The organism is Chryseobacterium sp. AC405b, assembly GCF_979258685.1.
In genome coordinates this window covers 1,807,756-1,827,716 of sequence record NZ_OZ409877.1, presented here as the reverse complement: position 1 = coordinate 1,827,716, position 19,961 = coordinate 1,807,756, and the positions used below count along the sequence as shown (strand labels likewise).

The 19,961-nt window shown below is 34.0% G+C and carries 18 protein-coding genes, 1 tRNA gene and 2 pseudogenes; 11 read left to right on the top strand and 10 right to left on the bottom strand.

The window, feature by feature from the left end; translation table 11 throughout:
- Positions 1-110 precede the first annotated feature (110 nt).
- From ACZZZA_RS08860 to ACZZZA_RS08840, 5 genes and pseudogenes are all read left to right on the top strand, one after another.
- Positions 111-1,685, top strand: a complete 1,575-nt coding sequence (locus tag ACZZZA_RS08860) for a sodium:solute symporter (protein ID WP_463431028.1) — start codon at positions 111-113, stop codon at positions 1,683-1,685.
- Between the two features lie 33 nt (positions 1,686-1,718).
- Positions 1,719-2,087 (top strand): WG repeat-containing protein, encoded by a 369-nt coding sequence (locus ACZZZA_RS08855; protein WP_463431026.1) that lies wholly within the window; start codon positions 1,719-1,721, stop codon positions 2,085-2,087.
- Between the two features lie 88 nt (positions 2,088-2,175).
- Positions 2,176-2,700: a hypothetical protein gene (locus ACZZZA_RS08850; protein WP_463431024.1), complete on the top strand. Its 525-nt coding sequence runs from the start codon at positions 2,176-2,178 to the stop codon at positions 2,698-2,700.
- A gap of 205 nt (positions 2,701-2,905) precedes the next feature.
- The gene (locus ACZZZA_RS08845; RefSeq protein WP_463431022.1) at positions 2,906-3,757 is read left to right on the top strand and encodes a transketolase; all 852 of its coding nucleotides are present in this window, start codon (positions 2,906-2,908) and stop codon (positions 3,755-3,757) included.
- An 89-nt stretch (positions 3,758-3,846) separates the two neighbouring features.
- Positions 3,847-4,796 (top strand): annotated as a pseudogene (locus ACZZZA_RS08840) (transketolase family protein).
- 138 nt (positions 4,797-4,934) lie between these two features.
- Here the strand turns inward: ACZZZA_RS08840 and ACZZZA_RS08835 are convergent.
- The 4 genes from ACZZZA_RS08835 to ACZZZA_RS08820 all read right to left on the bottom strand — a co-directional run bounded on the left by ACZZZA_RS08835 (position 4,935) and on the right by ACZZZA_RS08820 (position 10,786).
- A complete protein-coding gene (locus ACZZZA_RS08835) occupies positions 4,935-5,324 on the bottom strand; it encodes a hypothetical protein (protein ID WP_463431020.1) in 390 nt (129 codons plus the stop codon).
- A 68-nt stretch (positions 5,325-5,392) separates the two neighbouring features.
- The gene (locus ACZZZA_RS08830) at positions 5,393-5,863 is read right to left on the bottom strand and encodes an Lrp/AsnC family transcriptional regulator (RefSeq protein WP_047446659.1); all 471 of its coding nucleotides are present in this window, start codon (positions 5,861-5,863) and stop codon (positions 5,393-5,395) included.
- Between the two features lie 134 nt (positions 5,864-5,997).
- On the bottom strand, positions 5,998-7,182 hold the full coding sequence (locus tag ACZZZA_RS08825; RefSeq protein WP_463431015.1) for a translocation/assembly module TamB domain-containing protein: 1,185 nt from the start codon (positions 7,180-7,182) through the stop codon (positions 5,998-6,000).
- The gene (locus ACZZZA_RS08820; protein WP_463431013.1) at positions 7,124-10,786 is read right to left on the bottom strand and encodes a translocation/assembly module TamB; all 3,663 of its coding nucleotides are present in this window, start codon (positions 10,784-10,786) and stop codon (positions 7,124-7,126) included. The genes ACZZZA_RS08825 and ACZZZA_RS08820 overlap by 59 nt, the downstream gene beginning before the upstream one ends.
- Before the next feature lie 4 nt (positions 10,787-10,790).
- On the opposite strand from ACZZZA_RS08820, the pseudogene tsaD reads away from it, so the two are divergent.
- The 3 genes and pseudogenes from tsaD (at position 10,791) to ACZZZA_RS08805 (ending at position 13,015) form a co-directional block, all read left to right on the top strand.
- Positions 10,791-11,808 (top strand): annotated as a pseudogene (tsaD, locus tag ACZZZA_RS08815) (tRNA (adenosine(37)-N6)-threonylcarbamoyltransferase complex transferase subunit TsaD).
- 57 nt (positions 11,809-11,865) lie between these two features.
- Positions 11,866-12,276 (top strand): hypothetical protein, encoded by a 411-nt coding sequence (locus ACZZZA_RS08810; RefSeq protein ID WP_463431011.1) that lies wholly within the window; start codon positions 11,866-11,868, stop codon positions 12,274-12,276.
- Positions 12,277-12,319: 43 nt separating this feature from the next.
- Positions 12,320-13,015 carry an RsmE family RNA methyltransferase gene (locus ACZZZA_RS08805; protein WP_463431009.1) on the top strand — a complete coding sequence of 232 codons (696 nt, stop codon included), beginning with the start codon at positions 12,320-12,322 and terminating at the stop codon, positions 13,013-13,015.
- Between the two features lie 12 nt (positions 13,016-13,027).
- On the opposite strand, the gene ACZZZA_RS08800 is transcribed toward ACZZZA_RS08805, so the two are convergent.
- The 3 genes from ACZZZA_RS08800 to ACZZZA_RS08790 are packed head-to-tail and all read right to left on the bottom strand — an operon-like array spanning position 13,028 to position 14,987.
- Positions 13,028-13,885, bottom strand: a complete 858-nt coding sequence (locus ACZZZA_RS08800) for a hypothetical protein (protein WP_463431007.1) — start codon at positions 13,883-13,885, stop codon at positions 13,028-13,030.
- The gene (locus tag ACZZZA_RS08795) at positions 13,885-14,316 is read right to left on the bottom strand and encodes a hypothetical protein (RefSeq protein WP_463431005.1); all 432 of its coding nucleotides are present in this window, start codon (positions 14,314-14,316) and stop codon (positions 13,885-13,887) included. Before ACZZZA_RS08795 ends, ACZZZA_RS08800 begins: the two co-directional genes overlap by 1 nt.
- Entirely contained in the window at positions 14,313-14,987 is a 675-nt protein-coding gene (locus ACZZZA_RS08790; RefSeq protein ID WP_463431003.1) for a TrmH family RNA methyltransferase, read from the bottom strand. Before ACZZZA_RS08790 ends, ACZZZA_RS08795 begins: the two co-directional genes overlap by 4 nt.
- A 77-nt stretch (positions 14,988-15,064) precedes the next feature.
- Between ACZZZA_RS08790 and ACZZZA_RS08785 the strand changes: the two genes are divergently transcribed.
- Positions 15,065-16,081 carry an asparaginase gene (locus ACZZZA_RS08785; RefSeq protein ID WP_463431001.1) on the top strand — a complete coding sequence of 339 codons (1,017 nt, stop codon included), beginning with the start codon at positions 15,065-15,067 and terminating at the stop codon, positions 16,079-16,081.
- Positions 16,082-16,136: 55 nt separating this feature from the next.
- Positions 16,137-16,223: transfer RNA gene (locus tag ACZZZA_RS08780), tRNA-Ser, on the top strand.
- A gap of 215 nt (positions 16,224-16,438) precedes the next feature.
- Here ACZZZA_RS08780 and ACZZZA_RS08775 read toward each other — a convergent pair.
- A complete protein-coding gene (locus tag ACZZZA_RS08775) occupies positions 16,439-17,125 on the bottom strand; it encodes a hypothetical protein (RefSeq protein ID WP_463430999.1) in 687 nt (228 codons plus the stop codon).
- A gap of 388 nt (positions 17,126-17,513) precedes the next feature.
- Between ACZZZA_RS08775 and ACZZZA_RS08770 the strand changes: the two genes are divergently transcribed.
- Positions 17,514-17,891 carry a hypothetical protein gene (locus ACZZZA_RS08770; protein ID WP_463430997.1) on the top strand — a complete coding sequence of 126 codons (378 nt, stop codon included), beginning with the start codon at positions 17,514-17,516 and terminating at the stop codon, positions 17,889-17,891.
- Positions 17,892-17,907: 16 nt separating this feature from the next.
- Here the strand turns inward: ACZZZA_RS08770 and ACZZZA_RS08765 are convergent, their stop codons facing one another.
- Together ACZZZA_RS08765 and porN are read right to left on the bottom strand one after the other, a co-directional pair.
- Positions 17,908-18,960, bottom strand: coding sequence for an NAD(P)/FAD-dependent oxidoreductase (locus ACZZZA_RS08765; protein WP_463430995.1), 1,053 nt, complete (start codon positions 18,958-18,960; stop codon positions 17,908-17,910).
- A gap of 54 nt (positions 18,961-19,014) precedes the next feature.
- Complete coding sequence (gene porN / locus ACZZZA_RS08760) at positions 19,015-19,953, bottom strand: type IX secretion system ring subunit PorN/GldN (protein ID WP_463430993.1); 939 nt, start codon at positions 19,951-19,953, stop codon at positions 19,015-19,017.
- Positions 19,954-19,961 lie beyond the last annotated feature (8 nt).

The window sequence follows — 19,961 nt, the reverse complement described above, 5'->3', positions numbered from 1 at the left end:
TTTAAATTAATAGTAAAATTTACAAAACCTTTCAGAAAATTTCTCTGAAAGGTTTTTCTTTTTTAGCAGAAACAAAAAAAACTATATTTGCTAAAATTTAAAATCTAAGCATGAATCCCGGAACTATCCTTTTGCTGTTTGTTTTCGTTTATTTTGTAGGTCTATTGGTGATCTCGTATTTTACCAGCCGAAATTCTGACAATCAGTCGTTTTTCATCGGTAATAAAAAAAGTAAATGGTGGCTTGTTGCTTTCGGGATGATCGGAACCAGCTTAAGCGGAGTAACATTCATTTCCGTACCCGGAACCGTCGGGAAAATGACCGGAAGCGAATACATTTTCGGAGGTTTCGAATATTACATGATGGTGATCGGATTTTTCATCGGGTATTTTATCGTGGCGGCAATTTTACTTCCACTCTACTATAAGATGAATCTGACTTCGATTTATACCTACTTAGGAAAAAGATTTAACGTAGAAGCGCATAAAATAGGGTCTATATTTTTCATTATTTCGAGAGCAATTGGCGCAACGGCAAGATTATATTTAGTGGTTAATGTTTTACAGATCTTTTTATTACAAGATTTGGGCGTTCCGTTTTGGGTAACGGCAATGGTTCTTTTATTAATGGTACTTTTATACACTTTCGAGGGTGGTGTAAAAACCATTGTGATTACCGATACTTTGCAGACCTCATTTATGATTATCAGTTTGATTGCTTGTATCGTCTATATTTTATCTAATTTGAATCTGTCTTTTGGAGAAGCATATACTATTTTAGGAGAGAAAAACTATACCCATTTGATCAATTTTGATCCCAATTCCAAAACATTTTTCCTGAAAACCATTCTGGGAGGTATTTTTATTACGATAGCAATGACCGGATTGGATCAGGAAATGATGCAGAAAAACATTTCTGTAGACAACCTTCAGAATTCGAAAAAAAATATGCTGACTTTTGCAGGAACATTGCTTTTTGTAAATCTTGCGTTCCTGTTTTTGGGTGGATTGCTTTATCTTTTTGCTTTACAAAATGGTGCAGGATATTCTCAAATCACCAGTATTGTAGAAGGAAAAGAAGTAGTTTCTAATGTTTTCGGATTTAAAGATGCTGCTGGAAACGTGAAAAACATTATGGGAGACGATTTGTTTCCTGCATTATCACTGAACGGATATTTCCCACTGGCAATTTCTGTTATTTTTATTATCGGTTTAATCTCAGCACTGTTCCCTTCTGCGGATGGCGCTTTGACGGCAGTTACGAGTTCTTACTGTGTAGATTTATTAAATTTAAATGAAGATAAAACCAGAACTGAAAAGCAGAAGAAACATCTTCGTATGAAGATTCATTTAACTTTTACCATCGTTTTTTTCATATTGATAATGGTTTTCAAAGCGATGAACGACAAATCAATTGTGTATTTAATCATGGAAATCGCAGGCTACACGTATGGCCCTCTTCTGGGACTTTTCGCTTTCGGGATCTTTACTAAATTTAAAATTTCTAGAAAATACTCAATACTTGCCGTTACACTTTTGGCACCGGTTCTTACTTATTTGATTAATTATTCTGTGACAACTTACACAGATTATAGAATTGGTGTGGAACTGATTATTCTAAATGGTTTGCTGACCTTTATTGGTTTGTGGCTGGTGAAGAATAAAAATTATTTGAAGTTGGTTTAAAATCTGATTATTATTAAAACTATACAACTTAAAATGTCATTAAATAAAGTAAAATTATATATCTCAATAATTACATTATTAATTGTAAACAATATTTCTGCACAAAATCAACTAATTCAATTTTCTGACAAAATAGATTTTAATATTCTTAATGAGATCGTCAAAATATCTGATGATACACTTTACGTAAGTAATAAAAATAATTTATCAAAAGATGACCTTTTTTATTTTTATGATAAGAATGGAAATAAAGTAATTGAAATGGGTTACGAATCAGCTTATCCATTTACAGGGAAATCAGCAATTGTTAAAAACAATGGCACTTGGGGGCTTATCAATCATCTTGGTGAATTTATTTATCATTCACAATCTCCTTTTCCAATAAAGTTATCTTTCTTATGAAAAATACGGAATTTTTGATAATGGAGGAATTATATATAATTTAAGAAGTGGTACAAAACAATCCGGATTCATCTATTGTGCGGAGCCCATGAGTCCAGATTATTTCATTTCTAAAACAGAATCAGAAAAATACAAATTAGTTTATAAAAAAGATGAAAAGTCTGTTTTTAGAACTGAAATGGATTCAATTGTTTCACAGAATTTCTTAATGTATGATAGTAACCCTAATTTACTTATTTTGAAAAATAAAGATAAATATGGTTTATCTCTTTCTAATGGTAAAGAAATCCTGAAAATTAAATATGAAAAAATTCAATTCTTAGGAAAGTATATCATGTTATTTGAAGATCAAGTGTGGAAATACTTCTTATTAGAAAATAACAGGTTAAATTTAATTGTTTCTTCAGAATTTCAGTGTTTTAGTCCTACTTATCAAAGCAATACTATTGGTGTATATTTAAAAGATAAAAAATATAATATATTAAAAACCAACGGCGAAAATTTATCTCAGCAATTCGATTATATTAGTGAAGAAGGCACTTTTGGAATTAAGAATAATGCTGTAATGATTTTTAATTCAAAAGCTGATTTTTATGTTTTTTATAAAAAATAAATAACCTGTTAAAGTCTTTGTTTTTAAATACTTCTCATTAAAATCCAATGAAAAGCAATCGAAGGATACCGAAGAAATAACACCTGAAAAGGTTAATCATACTAAAGTAAAATTCAATAGACAAAACCCAGCTAAATGCCCTGATTTTTCCATTTCCGTAAGCCAGTAAAAAATTGTAGATTTGCGTGCAAATAAATCCTATACAATGAGTAAAAGTATTGAAGAGCTGAAATCTCTTACTACGCAAATCAGAAGAGACATTTTAAGAATGGTTCATGCTGTAAATTCAGGACATCCTGGTGGAAGTTTAGGCTGTACAGAGTATTTCGCTGCACTTTACGGTAAAGTGATGAACTACAACCTGCCATTCACCATGGAAGGTAAAAACGAAGATCACTTCTATCTTTCAAACGGACATATTTCGCCGGTTTTCTATTCTACTTTGGCAAGATTTGATTTCTTTCCGGTAGCTGAATTGAAGACTTTCAGAAAATTAGATTCAAGATTACAGGGCCACCCGACGACTCACGAAGGTTTGCCGGGAATCAGAATTGCTTCAGGATCTTTAGGTCAGGGACTTTCTGTTGCTCTGGGTGTTGCTCAGGGTAAAAAATTAGACGGTGACGATTCGTTGGTATACACACTTCACGGAGACGGAGAATTGCAGGAAGGTCAGGTTTGGGAAGCTTTGATGTATGCTGCAGCAAAAAAAGTAGACAACATCATCTCAACCATTGATTATAACGGACAACAAATTGACGGAAGCACAGAAAATGTACTTTCTTTAGGAAATCTTCATGCAAAATTAGAAGCTTTCGGATGGATTGTTTTAGAAGAGAAAAACGGTAACGATCTTGAAGCCGTAATCGGAATTCTTGAGAGAGCAAAAACCGAAACCGGAAAAGGAAAACCAGTGGTAATTATTCTTCATACTGAAATGGGTAATGGTGTAGATTATATGATGGGAAGTCATGCTTGGCATGGTAAAGCTCCTAATGATGAGCAGTTGGATACCGCATTCAAACAATTATATCTGGAAGCTCCGGCAGATTATTAACATCAATGATAATTGATAAGCGATGAATGATTTCGTATTTTAAATCAATTATCAAGCATCATTAATCATTTATAAACTTAGAAATTCACATGAAATATACATATACAGAAAAAAAAAGATACACGTTCAGGATTTGGGGCTGGTTTAGCCGAATTAGCGGACAAAAACCCTAATGTAGTAGCATTATGTGCAGACCTTATCGGTTCTTTGAAAATGGAAAAATTCATCGAAAAAGCTCCTGAAAGATTTTACCAGGTGGGTATTGCTGAAGCAAACATGATGGGATTGGCTGCAGGTTTAAGCATTACAGGAAAAATTCCTTTTACGGGAACGTTTGCTAACTTTTCTACATCAAGAGTGTATGACCAGATTCGTCAGTCTATCGCTTATTCCGGAAAGAATGTTAAAATATGTGCTTCTCACGCAGGTCTTACTTTAGGTGAGGACGGTGCAACGCATCAGGTTCTGGAAGATATCGGAATGATGAAAATGCTTCCGGGAATGACGGTTATCAATCCTTGTGACTACAACCAGACTAAAGCAGCAACCTTAGCAATTGCAGATCACGAAGGTGCCTGTTTATTTAAGATTCGGAAGGCCTACCGTTCCTGTGTTTATTCCTGAAGATATGCCTTTCGAGATCGGAAAAGGTATTCTTTTGCAGGAAGGAACTGATGTGACGATTGTTGCAACAGGTCACTTGGTTTGGGAATCTTTGGTTGCCGCAGATGAACTTGAGAAAGAAGGTATATCTTGTGAGGTAATTAACATCCATACGATTAAACCTTTGGATGAAGAGATCATCTTAAAGTCTGTTGAGAAAACTGGGAAGATTGTAACTGCTGAAGAACATAACTACCTTGGAGGTTTAGGTGAATCTGTTGCGGGAATGTTGGCTAGAAAAAGACCTACAAGACAAGAATTTGTTGCCGTAAACGATACGTTCGGAGAATCTGCGACACCAGCTGAATTAATGAAAAAATATAAAATCGACGCAGCAGCTGTAAAAGAAGCTGTGAAGAGAATTTTAGCATCATAAATTTCATCTGAAATTGATAAAAGCATCCATATCTGGATGCTTTTTTTATTTATAAAAAAAATCGTGAGATTCTTAATCAAAACTCAACTGAATATTTTTTAAAAGCTTAATAATAAACTTAATTGTGCGAAAATCTTATTATCTGAAAAACTTCCACTTCGGAATAATTGCCAACATCCCAAAACCTGTAAAAAGGAAAAGATTGGTAACGTCTGAATATAAGAATGTAGACAAATAGTAGTTGTGCATAAAGAAGTGCAAAACCAACATCACAGGAAACAGAATGATGCCTATTTTCCGGTAAAAGTATATCAGTACAATTCCTGCAATCATCAGAAAATCTATTGAGAAAATGAAGTAGAAATAGCCTGACGGAATATTTAAGGTCTCATGCTGTAAATACTCATCAAAATCTAACCCTATTCCCATAAAGGTAAACAAAAGCAAAGAAGCTAATGCCAAAATAAAACCCCATCCTTTCTTTGGATCTTCATCAAAGTAACTGTATTCTTTGTATTCCTTTTCCATACTGCAAAAATAAAGAACTTATGAATTACTTCATAAGTTCTTTGGTATTTATATCGTCTAAAATTTGATTAAATTGAGATTGCGTTGATCAATCTGTTTTTATCGCTTAAAAACTCTTCCATAGAGATCATACTTTCAGTTCTCATCACATCCTGGATGTCGTCGATCTGATAAATAATTTTTTTAGCGTCTTCAGTATTTTTAGCTTTTACCTTGCAGAAAATATTATACTTTCCTGAGATAACGCTCGCTTCTACAACGTTTGGAATTGTTCCCAACTCTTTCAAAACCTCTTGCGTACGGTTTGATTTTGTTAAAAGAATTCCGATAAAAGCTGTAAAGTGGTAATCTAGTTTACCATAATCTAAATTAAGAGATGATCCTAAAATAATACCTGCATCTTCCATTTTCTTCACCCTTACGTGGATTGTTCCGGCAGATACATCCATCTGCTTAGCAATTTCTGTAAAAGGCATTCTTGTGTTTTCTACTAAGAAATCAAGAATTTTCTTGTCTATTTCGTCCAGTTGATAGTTCATATTAGTGAAATTATATTTTTCCTAAAAAATCGATAAATTTTTTACAAAATTAAGAAAAATAAATTAACTAAGGAATATATATCAAAGATTAACAATAATTAACACATATGACAAAAATCATTCAAGGATTCAGATTATTTAACCTCTGATTTTACGGAATCTGTTTTTATTTCAGTAGTAGAAGGTACCTGTTTTTTATCTTTTCTCTTCTTTTTGAACAAAGAATTGAAGCTTTTACTCCATACGATACCGCCTCCATATGCCTGATTCGCAGAGCCGTTTGTACCCACTGTCCCCACTCCCATTCCTATATTGGTAGGTTTAGAATAGCCTCTTAAAATTAAAGTTCCGTCATTCTTTTTAGAAATATCATATTCAATACTTCCCTCTCCGGATAGATAATTGGCATCTGTAGCATCTGTTTTATTCAACGGAATTCCCAAACCTGTCTTTACAGTGACTCTTGGTGAAAGGTCAAAGCTCACTCCTGCATTTGCACGATCTCCCACGTTAGAATTCTGATCTGCTTTAACGTAATTTAAATCAATCTGAAATTCACTGCTCATCGTATTAAGAACCGAACCCAACTGTTTCAGAAGCATATTATATCCCGAAGATTCTGCAACACCCACTGCATCAAACACTAATCCTCCCGTGTTTGTCACATTAAACATATTCAGCAAAAGAATAGATCCGAATTGAAGAACATTCTCTCCTTCTGTTTGATTGATTTTCGCTGCCAAAGTTTCTTTTACCTGACTGGAAACATCCAAAGCGGTAACATTCAGCGCTATTTTGGGATCATTCAAAGTATTGGTAATATTGGCTTGCAACAAAATACTGATCGGCTGCAATTGACCCATATTCAGATATTCTCCGGCATTTGAAACCATTCTTACATAGTTTGCCGATATATCTAATGCAGGCTTCATTGCATCACCATCCCAACGAATACTGCTGTTTTTTTGAATCTGGAAGGTTCTGTTTAATATTGCCTTAGATACAAAAGTTCCGCTGTCTACCATATAGGAGCCATTCATCGCTATCGCACCCTGTCTTCCCATCTGGAATCTCAAGTCTTCAGCGACTCCTTTCACTGTAATATTTCCGACATCATCCCCTACCAAAACATTCACCGTGGTTCCTTTATCCACATCAAGACTGAAATCAATATTCATATTCGATCCTGATTTTTTCTTTTCTTCTAAAGTGACCAGACCGTCTTTTCCTTCCTGCAAAAACCTTAGCATTTTAAATTCTTCAACATTTGAAGTAGAACTTGAATTGAAAGTAAAGGTACTTCCATTCAATGCTTTCATATTCGGAGTTGATAAATTTAAAGCCGAAACAGGCACCATCAACATATAAATCTCCCTGACCGTAAACTCTTCCCCAGAAAAGGTCATATTCTTTCTGCGTAGTACTTAGCATTAGCAGATTATCTGCTCTCATAACAAGGTTGACTCCCATTGACGATATCGTTTCAAACTGTATCGCCCCGGAAATTGTTCCCTGAGAATTTGATCTTCCATCATGTACTCCGATATTGTTCAGAATTGCCAAACCTTTAGAAAGAGGAATTACCGTATCATCAAATGAATAATCAACTCCTGTGAATAAAAGTTTTAATCCAAACTGTTTCAAAGCTATATCTCCACTGTAATCTAGGTTTTTCAAAGTTCCGTTAATCTTCAAATCTCCTGTTGCTTTTCCTCTTAAATTCCCAAAAATTGTCTGAACAAACTGTTGTGTAAATGCCAGATCAAACTCATCCAATTGCGCCGTCAGATCGATGGTTGGCGAAGGTGTATTGTTATTAACGGTTCCTGTCAAATGCAGATTATTATTCCCAATGATTCCCGACGAAGTTACTTTTACATCAACATCATAAACATTTAAAGAGTAGCCGTTAACTGCAGATATGGTAAGATCACCCATATCATTTCCATTCATCATGATATCATCAACCGTCAAATCAACCAATGGCTGCAATGTGCTTTTATCCATTTTTATTTTCACACTTCCATTGGCTAAACCTTTAATATCCATCGGATTTCCTCCGGCTTGCATTTCTAAAAGTTTCTCGATAGCAAAATCCTGTACTTCTGCATCAACGTAGAAATCTTTTGCAGATTTGAATATCGATTCATTGATCAAGATGGAACTTTTATCAGAATAAATTTTAAGATTTTTAACTTCAAAATCCTGTGTGCTTTTGCGGTAACTTATGTAGTGATCCAAATCTGCACTCGTATCGATTGCCCAGGTCACATTATTAAAGCTGACTTCTGTAGGTTCAAACCTAAAAATATAATCTCCCGAAGGATTGGTCGATTGATTGAAATTTATTGCATAGTTTTTCAGATTATCATCAAGCTCATCTTCAGGACTTCCGTGCTTAAAGCTGGTCGCAATACGAAGTGTGGAGTTATTTTCATTTTTCCCTGTGAGAAGTATGTCTTTCAGAATATTTTTATTGTATTCTACCCTTTTTATTTTCGCATAAAGCTGCTGATCAAGATTCGCTGTATTAATTCTCACCATTACACTATCCACCAAAGCACTGTCTCTGGTAATTGTTTCTCTTTCATTGATCTTATAATCAGGATTTGCATTTGCCAAAGCCATATCTGCATCTGTGATTTCTTCTTTTTTGGTCATCACATACTTTAGGGAAGCGGCATCAAGATTCAAAATCAAATTATTCGAATTTCCGTCATATTCTCCTTCTACTGTTGCGCCTTGAGGAAGCTTCAGATCGGGCATAAAATAGCTCACCAAACCCTGCTGAACATCAAAATTCATTGTGAAATTCTGTCCGTGATATAATTTTCTTGGCTGTGGACCCACTAAGATTTTTCCTAAACCATTCTCCACCATTCCCGCTAAATCAGCAAGATTATATTTTCCTGAAATTTTACCTTCTACTGCTCCCGGTGCATTTACATCAATTACTCTGTTTCCGTTTTCAATAAACGTTTTTATCTTTGCATTTGGAATTTGATAACGCTGTGTAACGGTTGCAAAATTGATATTATTTGCCTCAACATCAAGATTTAAATCGTTCAGATTGGTCATCGACATTTTTCCGTTTACCTGGCCACTTACGATTTGGTTTCCTGGTTTACCGGTGAAATAATTCATATTCAAATGCGTCACATTCGCATCCACATTGGCAGAAATTCTGGCAGTACTAAAATCAATAAGCCCTTTTACGGTAGCTTTTGCCTGCTCATCATTTACGGTAATCAAACCGTTATATTTTTTATGATCAAGCAAACCGTCCAAGCTCAGGTTATTGATCTCTTTATTCATGATATCGATGCTTGAAATCTGAGATCTGGTTCTGATACGCATTGTATTCACATCAAAACTCTGCCCGTCGATATTGAATTTTCCGGAAATTAACCCAACCGTTTTACTTTTCGTAATCACTGAAGTATTTAAATCTCTTACTTCCGCATAGCCTTTGTATTTAGGCATTGCAGTGCTGAAATCTGTCAATGAAAAGTTGGAAATCTTCGCTTGTCCTATTCCGGTCATCAGATTTCCGGAAGAAACGTAAACCTGTTTAGGATTTACTTTTACATCACCATTATATTTTAATTTGCCAAAATCATCTGCGAAGTTTTTCATTTTAGATGAAATAAATTTCGGCATCATCGCTTTCAGATCTTTGTAAGTGAAATCTGCAGAGAGATTATTGGTTTCAATTAAAAAATTACCTTTAAGCAAATTGGTAATGTTCATTTTCTGCGTGGCAATGTTCACAGAAGGATTTCTGATAAGAAAATTATCAAGCGTGAATTTATTCAGCGGTCCGGACATTTTTCCGCTGACATTAAACGGAATGTAGTTATCCCAATTGGTTACAAAATAGCTGATGTCATACCCACTCAACTGACTTCCCAGCTTGAGATTCATATCCCATTTTACTTTGTTGGTAAAATCTGCCCAAGAACCTTTATTTAAGTTAAATTTTATATCACCCTGCAGAAGCGAATGATCGGTGTTTAAAGTCAGATCTTTCAGATAAAGAAAATCTTCGGTCATTGAAAAATCAGTAGAAAAAGTGTCTACAAAATGAGATTTCCCCCATCTTTTGGTGGTAAAGGTAAAATTATTGATTTGTGCAGAAACATTGGCACCGTTTACTTTAAGCAGGGGTGCTATCAGATTAACATTCGTGGCAGTCAGCCATTTCCCGGCTTCTCCCGGAGAATTCTCATTAATGATTGAAACTTTAGAGTCTAAAATTTCCAATCTTGAATTTAATTGAAAAGGAGGTTTTGCAGGATCTGCTTTTTTCCCGCTGTCAAAAAGTTTTGTGAACCGTATAAAATTCGAAATACTGTCGCCTTTATAAGTAATCACTTTGATATCAGCGTCTCTTAGGGTCAATCCATTGAAGCTCAAAGAGTTGTTCTTACCAATATTTGTTGCCAGAGAAAACCAGTCTGAATTGGCTTTAAATTCTCTTGCTTTGATGAAATCTAAATTTTTATAGTCTTTTATTCTTAAACCTTTTATGGTGACGTCACCAAAGAAATCTACCTCTACACTTTCTGTAGACATTTTTGCTTTAAAGTCTCTGTTGACAATCTGTAACGCCTGATCTGCTGCCCATCTTTTTGTTACCGGAAGATTGATTGCGATAAGAATAATAACTACAAGAGAAAGTACTGACCAGAATAATATCAGTAAAAGTTTTGCCCACCAAGAATAGCTTGTAACATCTTTTGCAGCCTGTTTACCGAATTCCTGAGCAGTATCTATGGGATGACGAATGGCATCGGAGGCTAACTCGGAAGCTTCTTTCACCGTCTCCTGAACATTGTCTACGGTCTTTTGTACCTGATCTCCTAAGTTCTCAGCTACTGATTTTTTATGCTCATTTTCGTTATTATTCTCTAACTTTGCCATTACTATGAGTGACTCTATAATTTTAGGTATCGAATCGTCTTGTGACGATACTTCAGCAGCCATTATTAAAGGAAATTCTATTCTTTCAAACATTGCCGCAAACCAGGAAATCCATAAAGAATATGGAGGTGTTGTTCCTGAGCTGGCGTCACGAGCTCATCAGCAAAATATTATCCCTGTAGTAGAAAAATCCTTAACCAAAGCAAATATACAACAAAATGCAATCTCTGCCATAGGCTTTACCCGCCGGTCCAGGACTTTTGGGTTCTCTTCTTGTAGGCACTTCTTTCGCTAAGTCTTTGGCTATGAGCTTAAATGTTCCTTTGATAGAAGTCAATCATCTTCAGGCTCATATTTTGGCGCACTTCATCGACGATGCAAATCCTGTGCCGCCAAAATTCCCATTCCTGTGTCTTACCGTAAGCGGAGGACATACCATGATTGTTTTGGTAAAAGATTATTTCGAAATGGAGATTATCGGGAAAACAATTGATGATGCAGCAGGTGAAGCATTTGATAAAATCGGTAAAATTTTCGATCTGGATTATCCGGCAGGACCAATTATTGACCGTTTGGCAAAAGAAGGAAATCCTGATGCTTTTCAATTCAATAAACCAAGACTTGAAAATTACGATTATTCTTTCAGCGGAATTAAAACCTCAGTTTTATATTTCATCCAAAAAGAAGTGAAGAAAAATCCTGACTTCATTAAAGAAAATATGAATGACCTTTGTGCTTCCGTACAAAGATGCATCATCGAAATTTTAATGAATAAATTGGAGAAAGCGGCGAAAGATTTACACATAAACGAAGTTGCCATCGCAGGTGGGGTTTCTGCCAATTCTGCTTTAAGAAAAGCAATGCAGCACAATCATGAGAAATTAGGCTGGAATATTTACATTCCGAAATTTGAGTATACTACTGATAATGCAGCAATGATTGCGATGGTTGCCCAGCTGAAATTTGAAAGAGGAGAATTTACAGATCTGAGAACCAGAGCAACGTCAAAATACAATCTATAACCAATCCTAAAGGAAGGAAAACTTATTAAATATACGACTTAAAATAAACATCTACAGATGAAAGTATTATTAGAAGAAAAAGTACTGGTGACGCATTCTAAAAAGAACTCAAAATACTATTGGGTTTTAGAAACGATTACCGGAAAAAATGAAGTAACAGATAAATCTGGAGACGAAGATTATTTAATGACGAGTTCAGAAATCGGATATGTTCAAAATGTAAAGGAAGAGATTATTGAGAAAATCAATTCAGAAAATGTATTTAGTTTTCCTTACGAACCTAAAGAAGGAGATTATTTATCCATCAAAAATAATTTAAGAAAAAACGAATATCTGAATTTGATTTTTATGAATAATAAATGGATTGAGGAAATTTACGCTTGTTCATACAGAGATTGTGAAGGCGATATTTATACCACAATAAAAACCGGAGTGGCATTTTTAAGCGATAATGAGATTACGTTTTAAATAATTAAGAATAAATAAATTTCAGGGATTCTAAATATTCTATATGAAACTTTTTTTTGGAGAAATCAATAACAGAAAAGCAATCATCAACGATGAAGAGCAGCAGCACATCGTAAAAGTTCTTCGCATGAAAGATGGCGAAGAAATTCATGTAACCGACGGAAAAGGCAATGTTGCGTCCGGAAAATTAATGATTGAAGGTAAAAAAGCAGGAATTGAGGTTTCAGAAATTCAAACTGATACACCAGATTTTAGCCCAAAACTTCACATTGCCATTGCTGCGACTAAAAATATTGACCGTATTGAATTTTTTGTTGAAAAAGCCGTAGAAATGGGGATTAATGAGATAACGATTCTTCAGACTGAAAAAACTGAGCGAAAAAATTTAAATATTGATAAAATCAGAAAGCAGGCAATTGCTGCTTCGAAACAAAGTCTGAGGTTTCATTTTCCCGTTATTCATGATTTCATTAAATTACCGGATTTTCTAAAAAACATAAATTCTGAAAACATTTTTGTGGCGCACTGTAACGAAAATTTGGAAAGAATTAATTTAAATGAAATCCCCAAATTAGAAAACTATACTTTCCTGATTGGTCCTGAAGGTGATTTTTCAGATAAAGAAATTCAGTTTTTAGCCGAAAAAGGAATTAAAGCGGTGTCTCTCGGAAGCCAGAGACTGCGGACAGAAACTGCGGGAATCTTTGTAGCCGCCTGGAATTATAACAAAATGATTTGATTCAATTCTCTTTTACACCTTCAAAACTTTTTCAAAGAAATTTCCTTTTAAGGCGAAAGAAAAAATATGATAAGGAAATAAAACGACCAGAATAAAATAATTAGCAGCTTCAAAATTGGCAAGTACAAATTCCATCGTGTACCAATGAAAAACAAATAAAAATACCATAAAAAATGTGAGCAGTTTTCTGTTAAACGCTCCCAAAAAGCAAAGAAATTGGGTAAGAATTCCCATTATGGTAAGAATGACCCAAACATTTTCATAGGCATAGATATTCTGTATCCATTCAGGAATTACGGCATCTGCTCTGTAGTAACTATCATAGGTATTTAGTTTTGCAGCGTTCTTATCAATCCAAATTACTTTATCGGTCTGTTTAATTAAATTTTTTGCAGTTCCTAAAATTTTCCAGAATCCTGCCATTGTATAGGTTGACAAAATTCCAAGATAAAAATATTGAACCCATTTGTAATCATTACTTTCAAGATTTTTTGGAACAAGAAAAATACTCAGGAAAAAACCAAGAATAATGAGATGATTATCGTGATGTACACCGTAATTTGCAGAAATCGGAAGACTGATTATTGCTGTCAATAAAAATATGCAAACATTGAGAATGTAAGAAGGTTTTAGAAAAGTATAAATAAAAAGCAACCCGCAGACAATCAAAAGGGCTATAAATAATAGGTTAGAAGGATATTCAGGAAACATTATTTTCTGTAACCAGAAAACAGGCTCATTGATTTCGGCAGGTCTTTCTTTAAGTGCCTGAAATTTCAGATATTGTACAACCAGCCAATAAATACCGAAGATTCTCATTACATAATAAGAAACTTTATAATTAAAAATGGTCAGCTGTGGATACGTCATTACAGTTTTGTAATTAATTTTTTAGAGGTATTCATTTTTTTTTCACCGATTTCCTTTGGGTTATAAATTTCTTTATAAAGAAGATAACTTTGATAGCGAGGCTGGATATCTTTTGCAAAAATCAATAGTTTTTTATTGCTTACATCTCTGTCTTTATCGTTTTCTATATTGCTTCCATATATATCTATAATTAAAGCCTGATCATTGACTTCATAATTTTCTGAAGGAGTATACCTGATTTTGACGGTATCGGAATTTTTTATTCCATACAAAATATATCTTTCTTCTTTCAAAGCTCCGCCGCTAGGAACTGTAAATAGCTTCCAGCTGGCAAATGGGTATATTTCTTTATATCCTTTTTCAATTAAAACAAGACTTACCAGAGACATACAGAAAGAAAAAACAAATAAGTGTTTTGTATATTTTTTCATAAAATACTGAGATTATTCATTTTCAGATATCTATTTAGAATTCCTTCACCACTTTTCATTGAATTTACCGCCCAACGGATTTTCATTTTCAGCAGTTTTTCTTCGTTTAATTTATACTGAATATCCGATTTTATCAACTTCTGCTTCAATTCGTACATACAAATTGAGGCTGCAACGGAAACATTAAAGCTTCTCGTGAAACCAAACATCGGGATCGCTAAAGTTTCATCTGCGAAATCTAAAATTTCCTGAGAAACGCCTTCCATTTCAGTTCCGAAAACCAATGCAATGGGTTCTGTAATTTCGTATTCGGGGAGCATTTTTGCATTATTTTCTAACGAAACTGCAACGATCTTATAACCTTCATTTCTAATCTTGCGAAAAGATTCCATATTTCTTGGAAGTTTTTCTACTTCAACCCAGGTATCCGCACCTTTCGTTACTTTCAGATTGGGCTCAAAATTATTTTCTTCCTGCAAAGCTACCACTTTATGAAAGCCACAGGCTTCCACAGATCTTACGATGGCTGCAGCATTACGAAACTGATAGACATCTTCTAAAACCGGCAAGACAAAATCTGAACTTTCGGGAGCAAAATATTCTATTTTTCTCAACCGCTCTTCCGTGAGAAACTGCTTCAGGTATTCGTAAGTTTTTGCTAAATCTTCCATCTATTTTCAAATCTTTGCAAATTAACGTAATTTTGAAATTCTGAACCTGATTCAGGTTAAAATTCTTTAATAAAAGTATGAAAAGAAAAGTCCTTCTCATTTATACCGGTGGAACAATTGGTATGGAAAAAGATTACGAAACAAACAGTCTCCGTGCTTTTGACTTCGGAAATATTTTTGAAAAAATGCCCGAAATGAAGCTGATGGAGTGCGAGGTTTTCGTGCATCCTTTTGCAAAACCCCTGGATTCTTCTGATATGGGACCTGAAGAATGGAGAATTATCGCCAATTATATTTTAAAGAATTACAAAGAATACGATGGTTTTTTAGTGCTTCACGGTACAGACACGATGTCTTACACTGCTTCGGCCTTGAGTTTCATGCTAAAAGGTCTAAAAAAGCCCGTGATCTTAACAGGTTCTCAGCTTCCTATCGGAGACTTAAGAACCGATGCAAAGGAGAATCTTTTAACCAGTTTGTATTACGCAAGTTATTACGAAGACAATGAGGCGGTGATTCAGGAAGTTGCGATTTATTTTGAATACAAATTATTGAGAGGAAATCGTACTTTGAAATATTCAGCAGAATATTTTGATGCATATTCCAGTCCGAACTACCCTATTCTTGGGCAATCAGGAGTGCATTTAAAAATTGATAAGGATAATTTATTCCGTTGTAATAAAAATATTGAGTTTCACGTGGATGAACATATTTCGGAAGATGTTTTGTTCTGGAGGATTTTTCCCGGGATGAAACTCAATCATTTTAAAGAAATCCCGAAGATGAAAGTTTTGATTCTTCAGGTGTTTGGTTCGGGAACGATTTTCAGCAATGAAAAAACTTTGAAAACACTGCAGCAAATTAGAAATAGCGGAACAGAAATCGTGGTAGTAAGTCAGTGTATTTCAGGAGGAATCTCTTTTGGAAAGTATGAAAACAGCAATATTTTTGTTAAAATAGGAGCGATCAGCGGAAAAGACATGACCGCCGAATCTGCGATCACAAAAGCAATGCATTTGATTGACAACCCTAATTATGAGGGCAGTTTTGCAGATAATTTCTCAAGAAATATTTGTGGAGAAATCAGTGAATAGGAGATTTAGAATTTGTAAATTCAATAAAATAACCTATTTTTGCAGTCTTCAAAACAGAGAGGTGTCCGAGTGGTTGAAGGAGCTACCCTGGAAAGGTAGTATACGGGTAACTGTATCGTGGGTTCGAATCCCATCTTCTCTACAAAAACAAAAACCAGATCAATCGATCTGGTTTTTTGCTTGAAATACACTTCTAAATGCATTTCTACAATATAATGAAGTATGAATGTTGGTGTTTACCTGGTTGAATTTGGACTACTTCCTAGCCCCGATTGCAACGGCATCCTTTTTCTGAAAGGGCTTAAAAAGCGTTGGCGAAAAAGATAGAGTGGAAAGCGGGATCAAGCTCCTAAAAAATCAGTTACAAATCGTTAGAAAACTGTGATCTCTCATATGAATTTTTATCATGGCTTCAGATTTTAGTTCGCTGTAAATACTCTGATCGAACACTTCAACGGCTTTCAACTTTTGGTCGATAAAATCTGCAATTTTCACAACTGAAAAATAAAAATTTCTGTAATGTGAGATATCGACCGTACTTCCGAAGCGAGGTAAATATACATTGAGAAAAGGTAAGGTTTTTTGATGCCGGTCATAATCCAGGCAATAGCCGTTTTTTTCTTTTAAGGTGATGATTTCGTAGTGATTGATATAATCCAACACAGATTCATTTTCTTTTATAGAAATCTTATTTTGCTGAAAATAAGCATTTATTTTATCCAGAACACATTGTGCATATTCCATCATCGAAATGGTTTTTGATTCTGAAACCTGATTGGGTTTAGTTTTCGAATTTTTATCAATATTAAATGAAATCCCATAATTTTCAAGTGCAGAAAAAAAACAATTTCTCACCTGAATTGTAGGATCAGCCTGCAATTTATCGTCTGCAAAACTGTAACTCAAATAAGGTTTGTAAAGTGTTGCAAGACCTTTAAGAAAGTCAATTTCGCTTGTATTATGATATTGCTCGAACCAAAGTTCGAGATTGTGGTAATAATTTTTTTCAAATTCTCTGAAACCTAAATAAAACGGTAATTCCATAGCCTTAAGATTTTATAATGCAAAGCTATAGCTGTAATGCGACAAAACTTGACGTGTTTTATTTGATGTAAAATATTAAAAAACCAATTCTGAAAAAAAACAAAACTTCAAGCCTTCAGGTCTTTCCGAGAAAAAGTAAAACGATATAATTTTTTTAAATGTAAAGTTCAGGTTTTCATATTTTTTCATTATTAACAAAATGTAACTTCAATTGATTATATCTTAAAAATGAATGACAGAAACAATAAATTACATTAAATATAAAATTATCACCTAAAAATAAACTCAAAATTATTTAATTATCAAAAATTAACATATTTTAAAGAAAAATAATTGTATTTTTGCATCACTAAATCAATACAACCAAACCATCAAATAGCAGATACCAATGAAAAAATATTTACTAACTCTTCTAATAATCTTCACTCTTTCAGCGTGTAAGAATACCCCAAAAGATGCTGATCTGATAGTGGAAAAGACCGAAAAAGTATCGACAGACGAAATAACCAAAGAAACCATTTCTGATCGTCATGGTGATGAAATCGAAATAATTACCAACCATACCAAAGACAGAATAACTATTCACCTTAACGGAAAAACATACGAACTTAAGAAAAACCAATCTTCAACCGGGTTTTCTACAGAAGATAATAGATATCTTTACACTGAAACAAAATATGAAGTAACTTTTCTGAAAAAAGAAATGGATATGGTTCTGTTTCACGGGAAAAGAAACAATATAGAAAAGAAAATAGCATCACAATAAAAAAACACAAGGCACTTTATTCAGTGTCTTTTGTTTTCATAAATCTATTTAAAGAAATTTCTTCGGGCAATTCTATTGCATTTTCAATAAAATCATAAAGACTTTTTGAGAAGTAACATCCATTCAGAATTCCTCTCGCTCCTAAGCCATTAAAGACATAAAAATTGGTGTACTCCGTATGTCTGCCTAAGATTGGTCTGCGATCTTTGACAGTAGGTCTGAAGCCAAAGTAAACTTCTTTCACCTCAAAATCATTCGGATAAAATTCAGATAACCCGTTTTTCAGCTGCTCCACTGCAGAATCATCTATATTTTCATGTAATTGTTCTCTGTCGTAAGTTCCTCCATAAAAATACAATTCATCATTTAACGGAAACAAAAAATGCTTCTTTTTGATGGTAATTTCTTTCGGGATTGCTTCAGAAAGTTTTACTCTGATATGATGACCTTTATTGGGAATCACCTGAATATTTGAAAAGTAAGGATTGGTTTTCACGCCCATTCCTTCACAGAAAATTATATTTTTATATTTAAAATTATGATACGTGGAATTTTCAATATCAACTTCAGTATAATTGAACTTCTCATCTACTAATTGCGAATTATTGCCGTGAAACTTCAATAACCCACTGAAAAATCCATGAACGTCTAATCTAGCAGACTGATTTACAATTCCTGTATCAAAAATGTTTTTAACGCCTTTTAAATGTTCAAAATTTTCATCTAGAAAGCTTGAAAGTTCTTCAGTCTGTGATTTTTTAAGCCATAGCTTCTGTTCGTTCTCATCATGGAAAATCCTGTGAATGGAAGCGTTAATCAAATAATTCACCCCTGTATATTTCTCAATTTCATCAAGTGAGATTTTAAGAAAATCCAATTGTTGCTGAGCCAGCCAAAATGTGGTGAATTTTTTTAAAACAACAGGATTTACAATACCTGCTGATATTTGGGAAGCACTTTTTTTTCCTTCAGAAAAAATAACAAAAGATTTGTTGTTTTTTGTAAGCTGATGCGCAAAAAACATTGCTGCATAACCATCTCCTACAATTATATAATCTACATTCTGCATAATAAAAAAACCTGAGTAAAAATACTCAGGTTTTTTATAAATATCAAGTGAAATTTAGTAATTCCACATATCATTCTCCATTTGAAGAATTTGATCTTTGATCTTTTGGCTTTCTTCCAATTGCTCTTCAGCATTTCTAGGGATATAGTCTTTGATAACACCATCACCTAAACCGCTTGAAGACTTGTAAATAATTGAAGAAAATCTTCTCGCATTAATTATATCATCAAAAGATAAATCTGCAGATGAATTGCTTTTGTTAAAAACATAGTTGTTTGCTAAGATCTCTCTTGCTTTAGGATAATATACCCAGAATAAGTCAACTAATTCGTCAGCACCAGCTAATGGCTGACCATCCGGTCCTATTCTTCCAATTGAAGATGGATCTGGTCCCATAGCAGCAATTCCAAGTGGTCTGTATTTCATTTGACCATCTCTTTTGTCAATAAACCACATTCCCATAATTTTAAGGACTTTAACTTTATCAGTTGTAGTTCTTATTAAATCTGTATATTGTTGTTTTTGAGCTTCAGTAGGCGTAACACCTGAATTAATGATTTCAATTAATTCATCATCAACTCTTACACTTTCCAATTTTTTCTTGATACCATCTGGAGTTGATTTAGTTGAAAAATTTTCATCTTCATAAACTTCTTCAATTTTTCCTTCTAATGCAGCATCCAACAAAATTTGATATAGGGACCTTGTAGTTTTTGATAATAAACCATTAGGATCATCATAATAAAATGGTTGATTAATTTTATCATTCATGTCTATTATCTCCCATACCATCATACTTTTCAAGATGTCTTTATCATCTACAAAACCGTATTCTAGTGGTTTTACTTTATTGCTAATAACAGTATCTCCCACTTTTCTCATATTTTCAGCTCTCATCTGTCTGAACTCTTCCGGAGAAGAAGCATTTAGAATAGTTTGGGAGAATGCAAACCCAGTAACTAAAACTAAAAGACTGCTAATATATTTTTTCATAATATGAA

Excerpts from the sequence above, each read along its gene's own strand:
- ACZZZA_RS08785 (WP_463431001.1), top strand. The coding sequence starts at position 15,065 with ATGAAAAGAAAAGTCCTTCTCATTTATACCGGTGGAACAATTGGTATG.
- ACZZZA_RS08845 (WP_463431022.1), top strand. The coding sequence starts at position 2,906 with ATGAGTAAAAGTATTGAAGAGCTGAAATCTCTTACTACGCAAATCAGA.
- ACZZZA_RS08795 (WP_463431005.1), bottom strand. The coding sequence starts at position 14,316 with ATGAAAAAATATACAAAACACTTATTTGTTTTTTCTTTCTGTATGTCT.
- ACZZZA_RS08775 (WP_463430999.1), bottom strand. The coding sequence starts at position 17,125 with ATGGAATTACCGTTTTATTTAGGTTTCAGAGAATTTGAAAAAAATTAT.
- ACZZZA_RS08820 (WP_463431013.1), bottom strand. The coding sequence starts at position 10,786 with ATGGCAAAGTTAGAGAATAATAACGAAAATGAGCATAAAAAATCAGTA.
- ACZZZA_RS08850 (WP_463431024.1), top strand. The coding sequence starts at position 2,176 with ATGAGTCCAGATTATTTCATTTCTAAAACAGAATCAGAAAAATACAAA.
- ACZZZA_RS08770 (WP_463430997.1), top strand. The coding sequence starts at position 17,514 with ATGAAAAAATATTTACTAACTCTTCTAATAATCTTCACTCTTTCAGCG.
- ACZZZA_RS08810 (WP_463431011.1), top strand. The coding sequence starts at position 11,866 with ATGAAAGTATTATTAGAAGAAAAAGTACTGGTGACGCATTCTAAAAAG.
- ACZZZA_RS08825 (WP_463431015.1), bottom strand. The coding sequence starts at position 7,182 with ATGAAAGCATTGAATGGAAGTACCTTTACTTTCAATTCAAGTTCTACT.
- ACZZZA_RS08805 (WP_463431009.1), top strand. The coding sequence starts at position 12,320 with ATGAAACTTTTTTTTGGAGAAATCAATAACAGAAAAGCAATCATCAAC.
- ACZZZA_RS08765 (WP_463430995.1), bottom strand. The coding sequence starts at position 18,960 with ATGCAGAATGTAGATTATATAATTGTAGGAGATGGTTATGCAGCAATG.
- ACZZZA_RS08860 (WP_463431028.1), top strand. The coding sequence starts at position 111 with ATGAATCCCGGAACTATCCTTTTGCTGTTTGTTTTCGTTTATTTTGTA.
- ACZZZA_RS08790 (WP_463431003.1), bottom strand. The coding sequence starts at position 14,987 with ATGGAAGATTTAGCAAAAACTTACGAATACCTGAAGCAGTTTCTCACG.
- ACZZZA_RS08830 (WP_047446659.1), bottom strand. The coding sequence starts at position 5,863 with ATGAACTATCAACTGGACGAAATAGACAAGAAAATTCTTGATTTCTTA.
- porN (WP_463430993.1), bottom strand. The coding sequence starts at position 19,953 with ATGAAAAAATATATTAGCAGTCTTTTAGTTTTAGTTACTGGGTTTGCA.
- ACZZZA_RS08800 (WP_463431007.1), bottom strand. The coding sequence starts at position 13,885 with ATGACGTATCCACAGCTGACCATTTTTAATTATAAAGTTTCTTATTAT.
- ACZZZA_RS08855 (WP_463431026.1), top strand. The coding sequence starts at position 1,719 with ATGTCATTAAATAAAGTAAAATTATATATCTCAATAATTACATTATTA.
- ACZZZA_RS08835 (WP_463431020.1), bottom strand. The coding sequence starts at position 5,324 with ATGGAAAAGGAATACAAAGAATACAGTTACTTTGATGAAGATCCAAAG.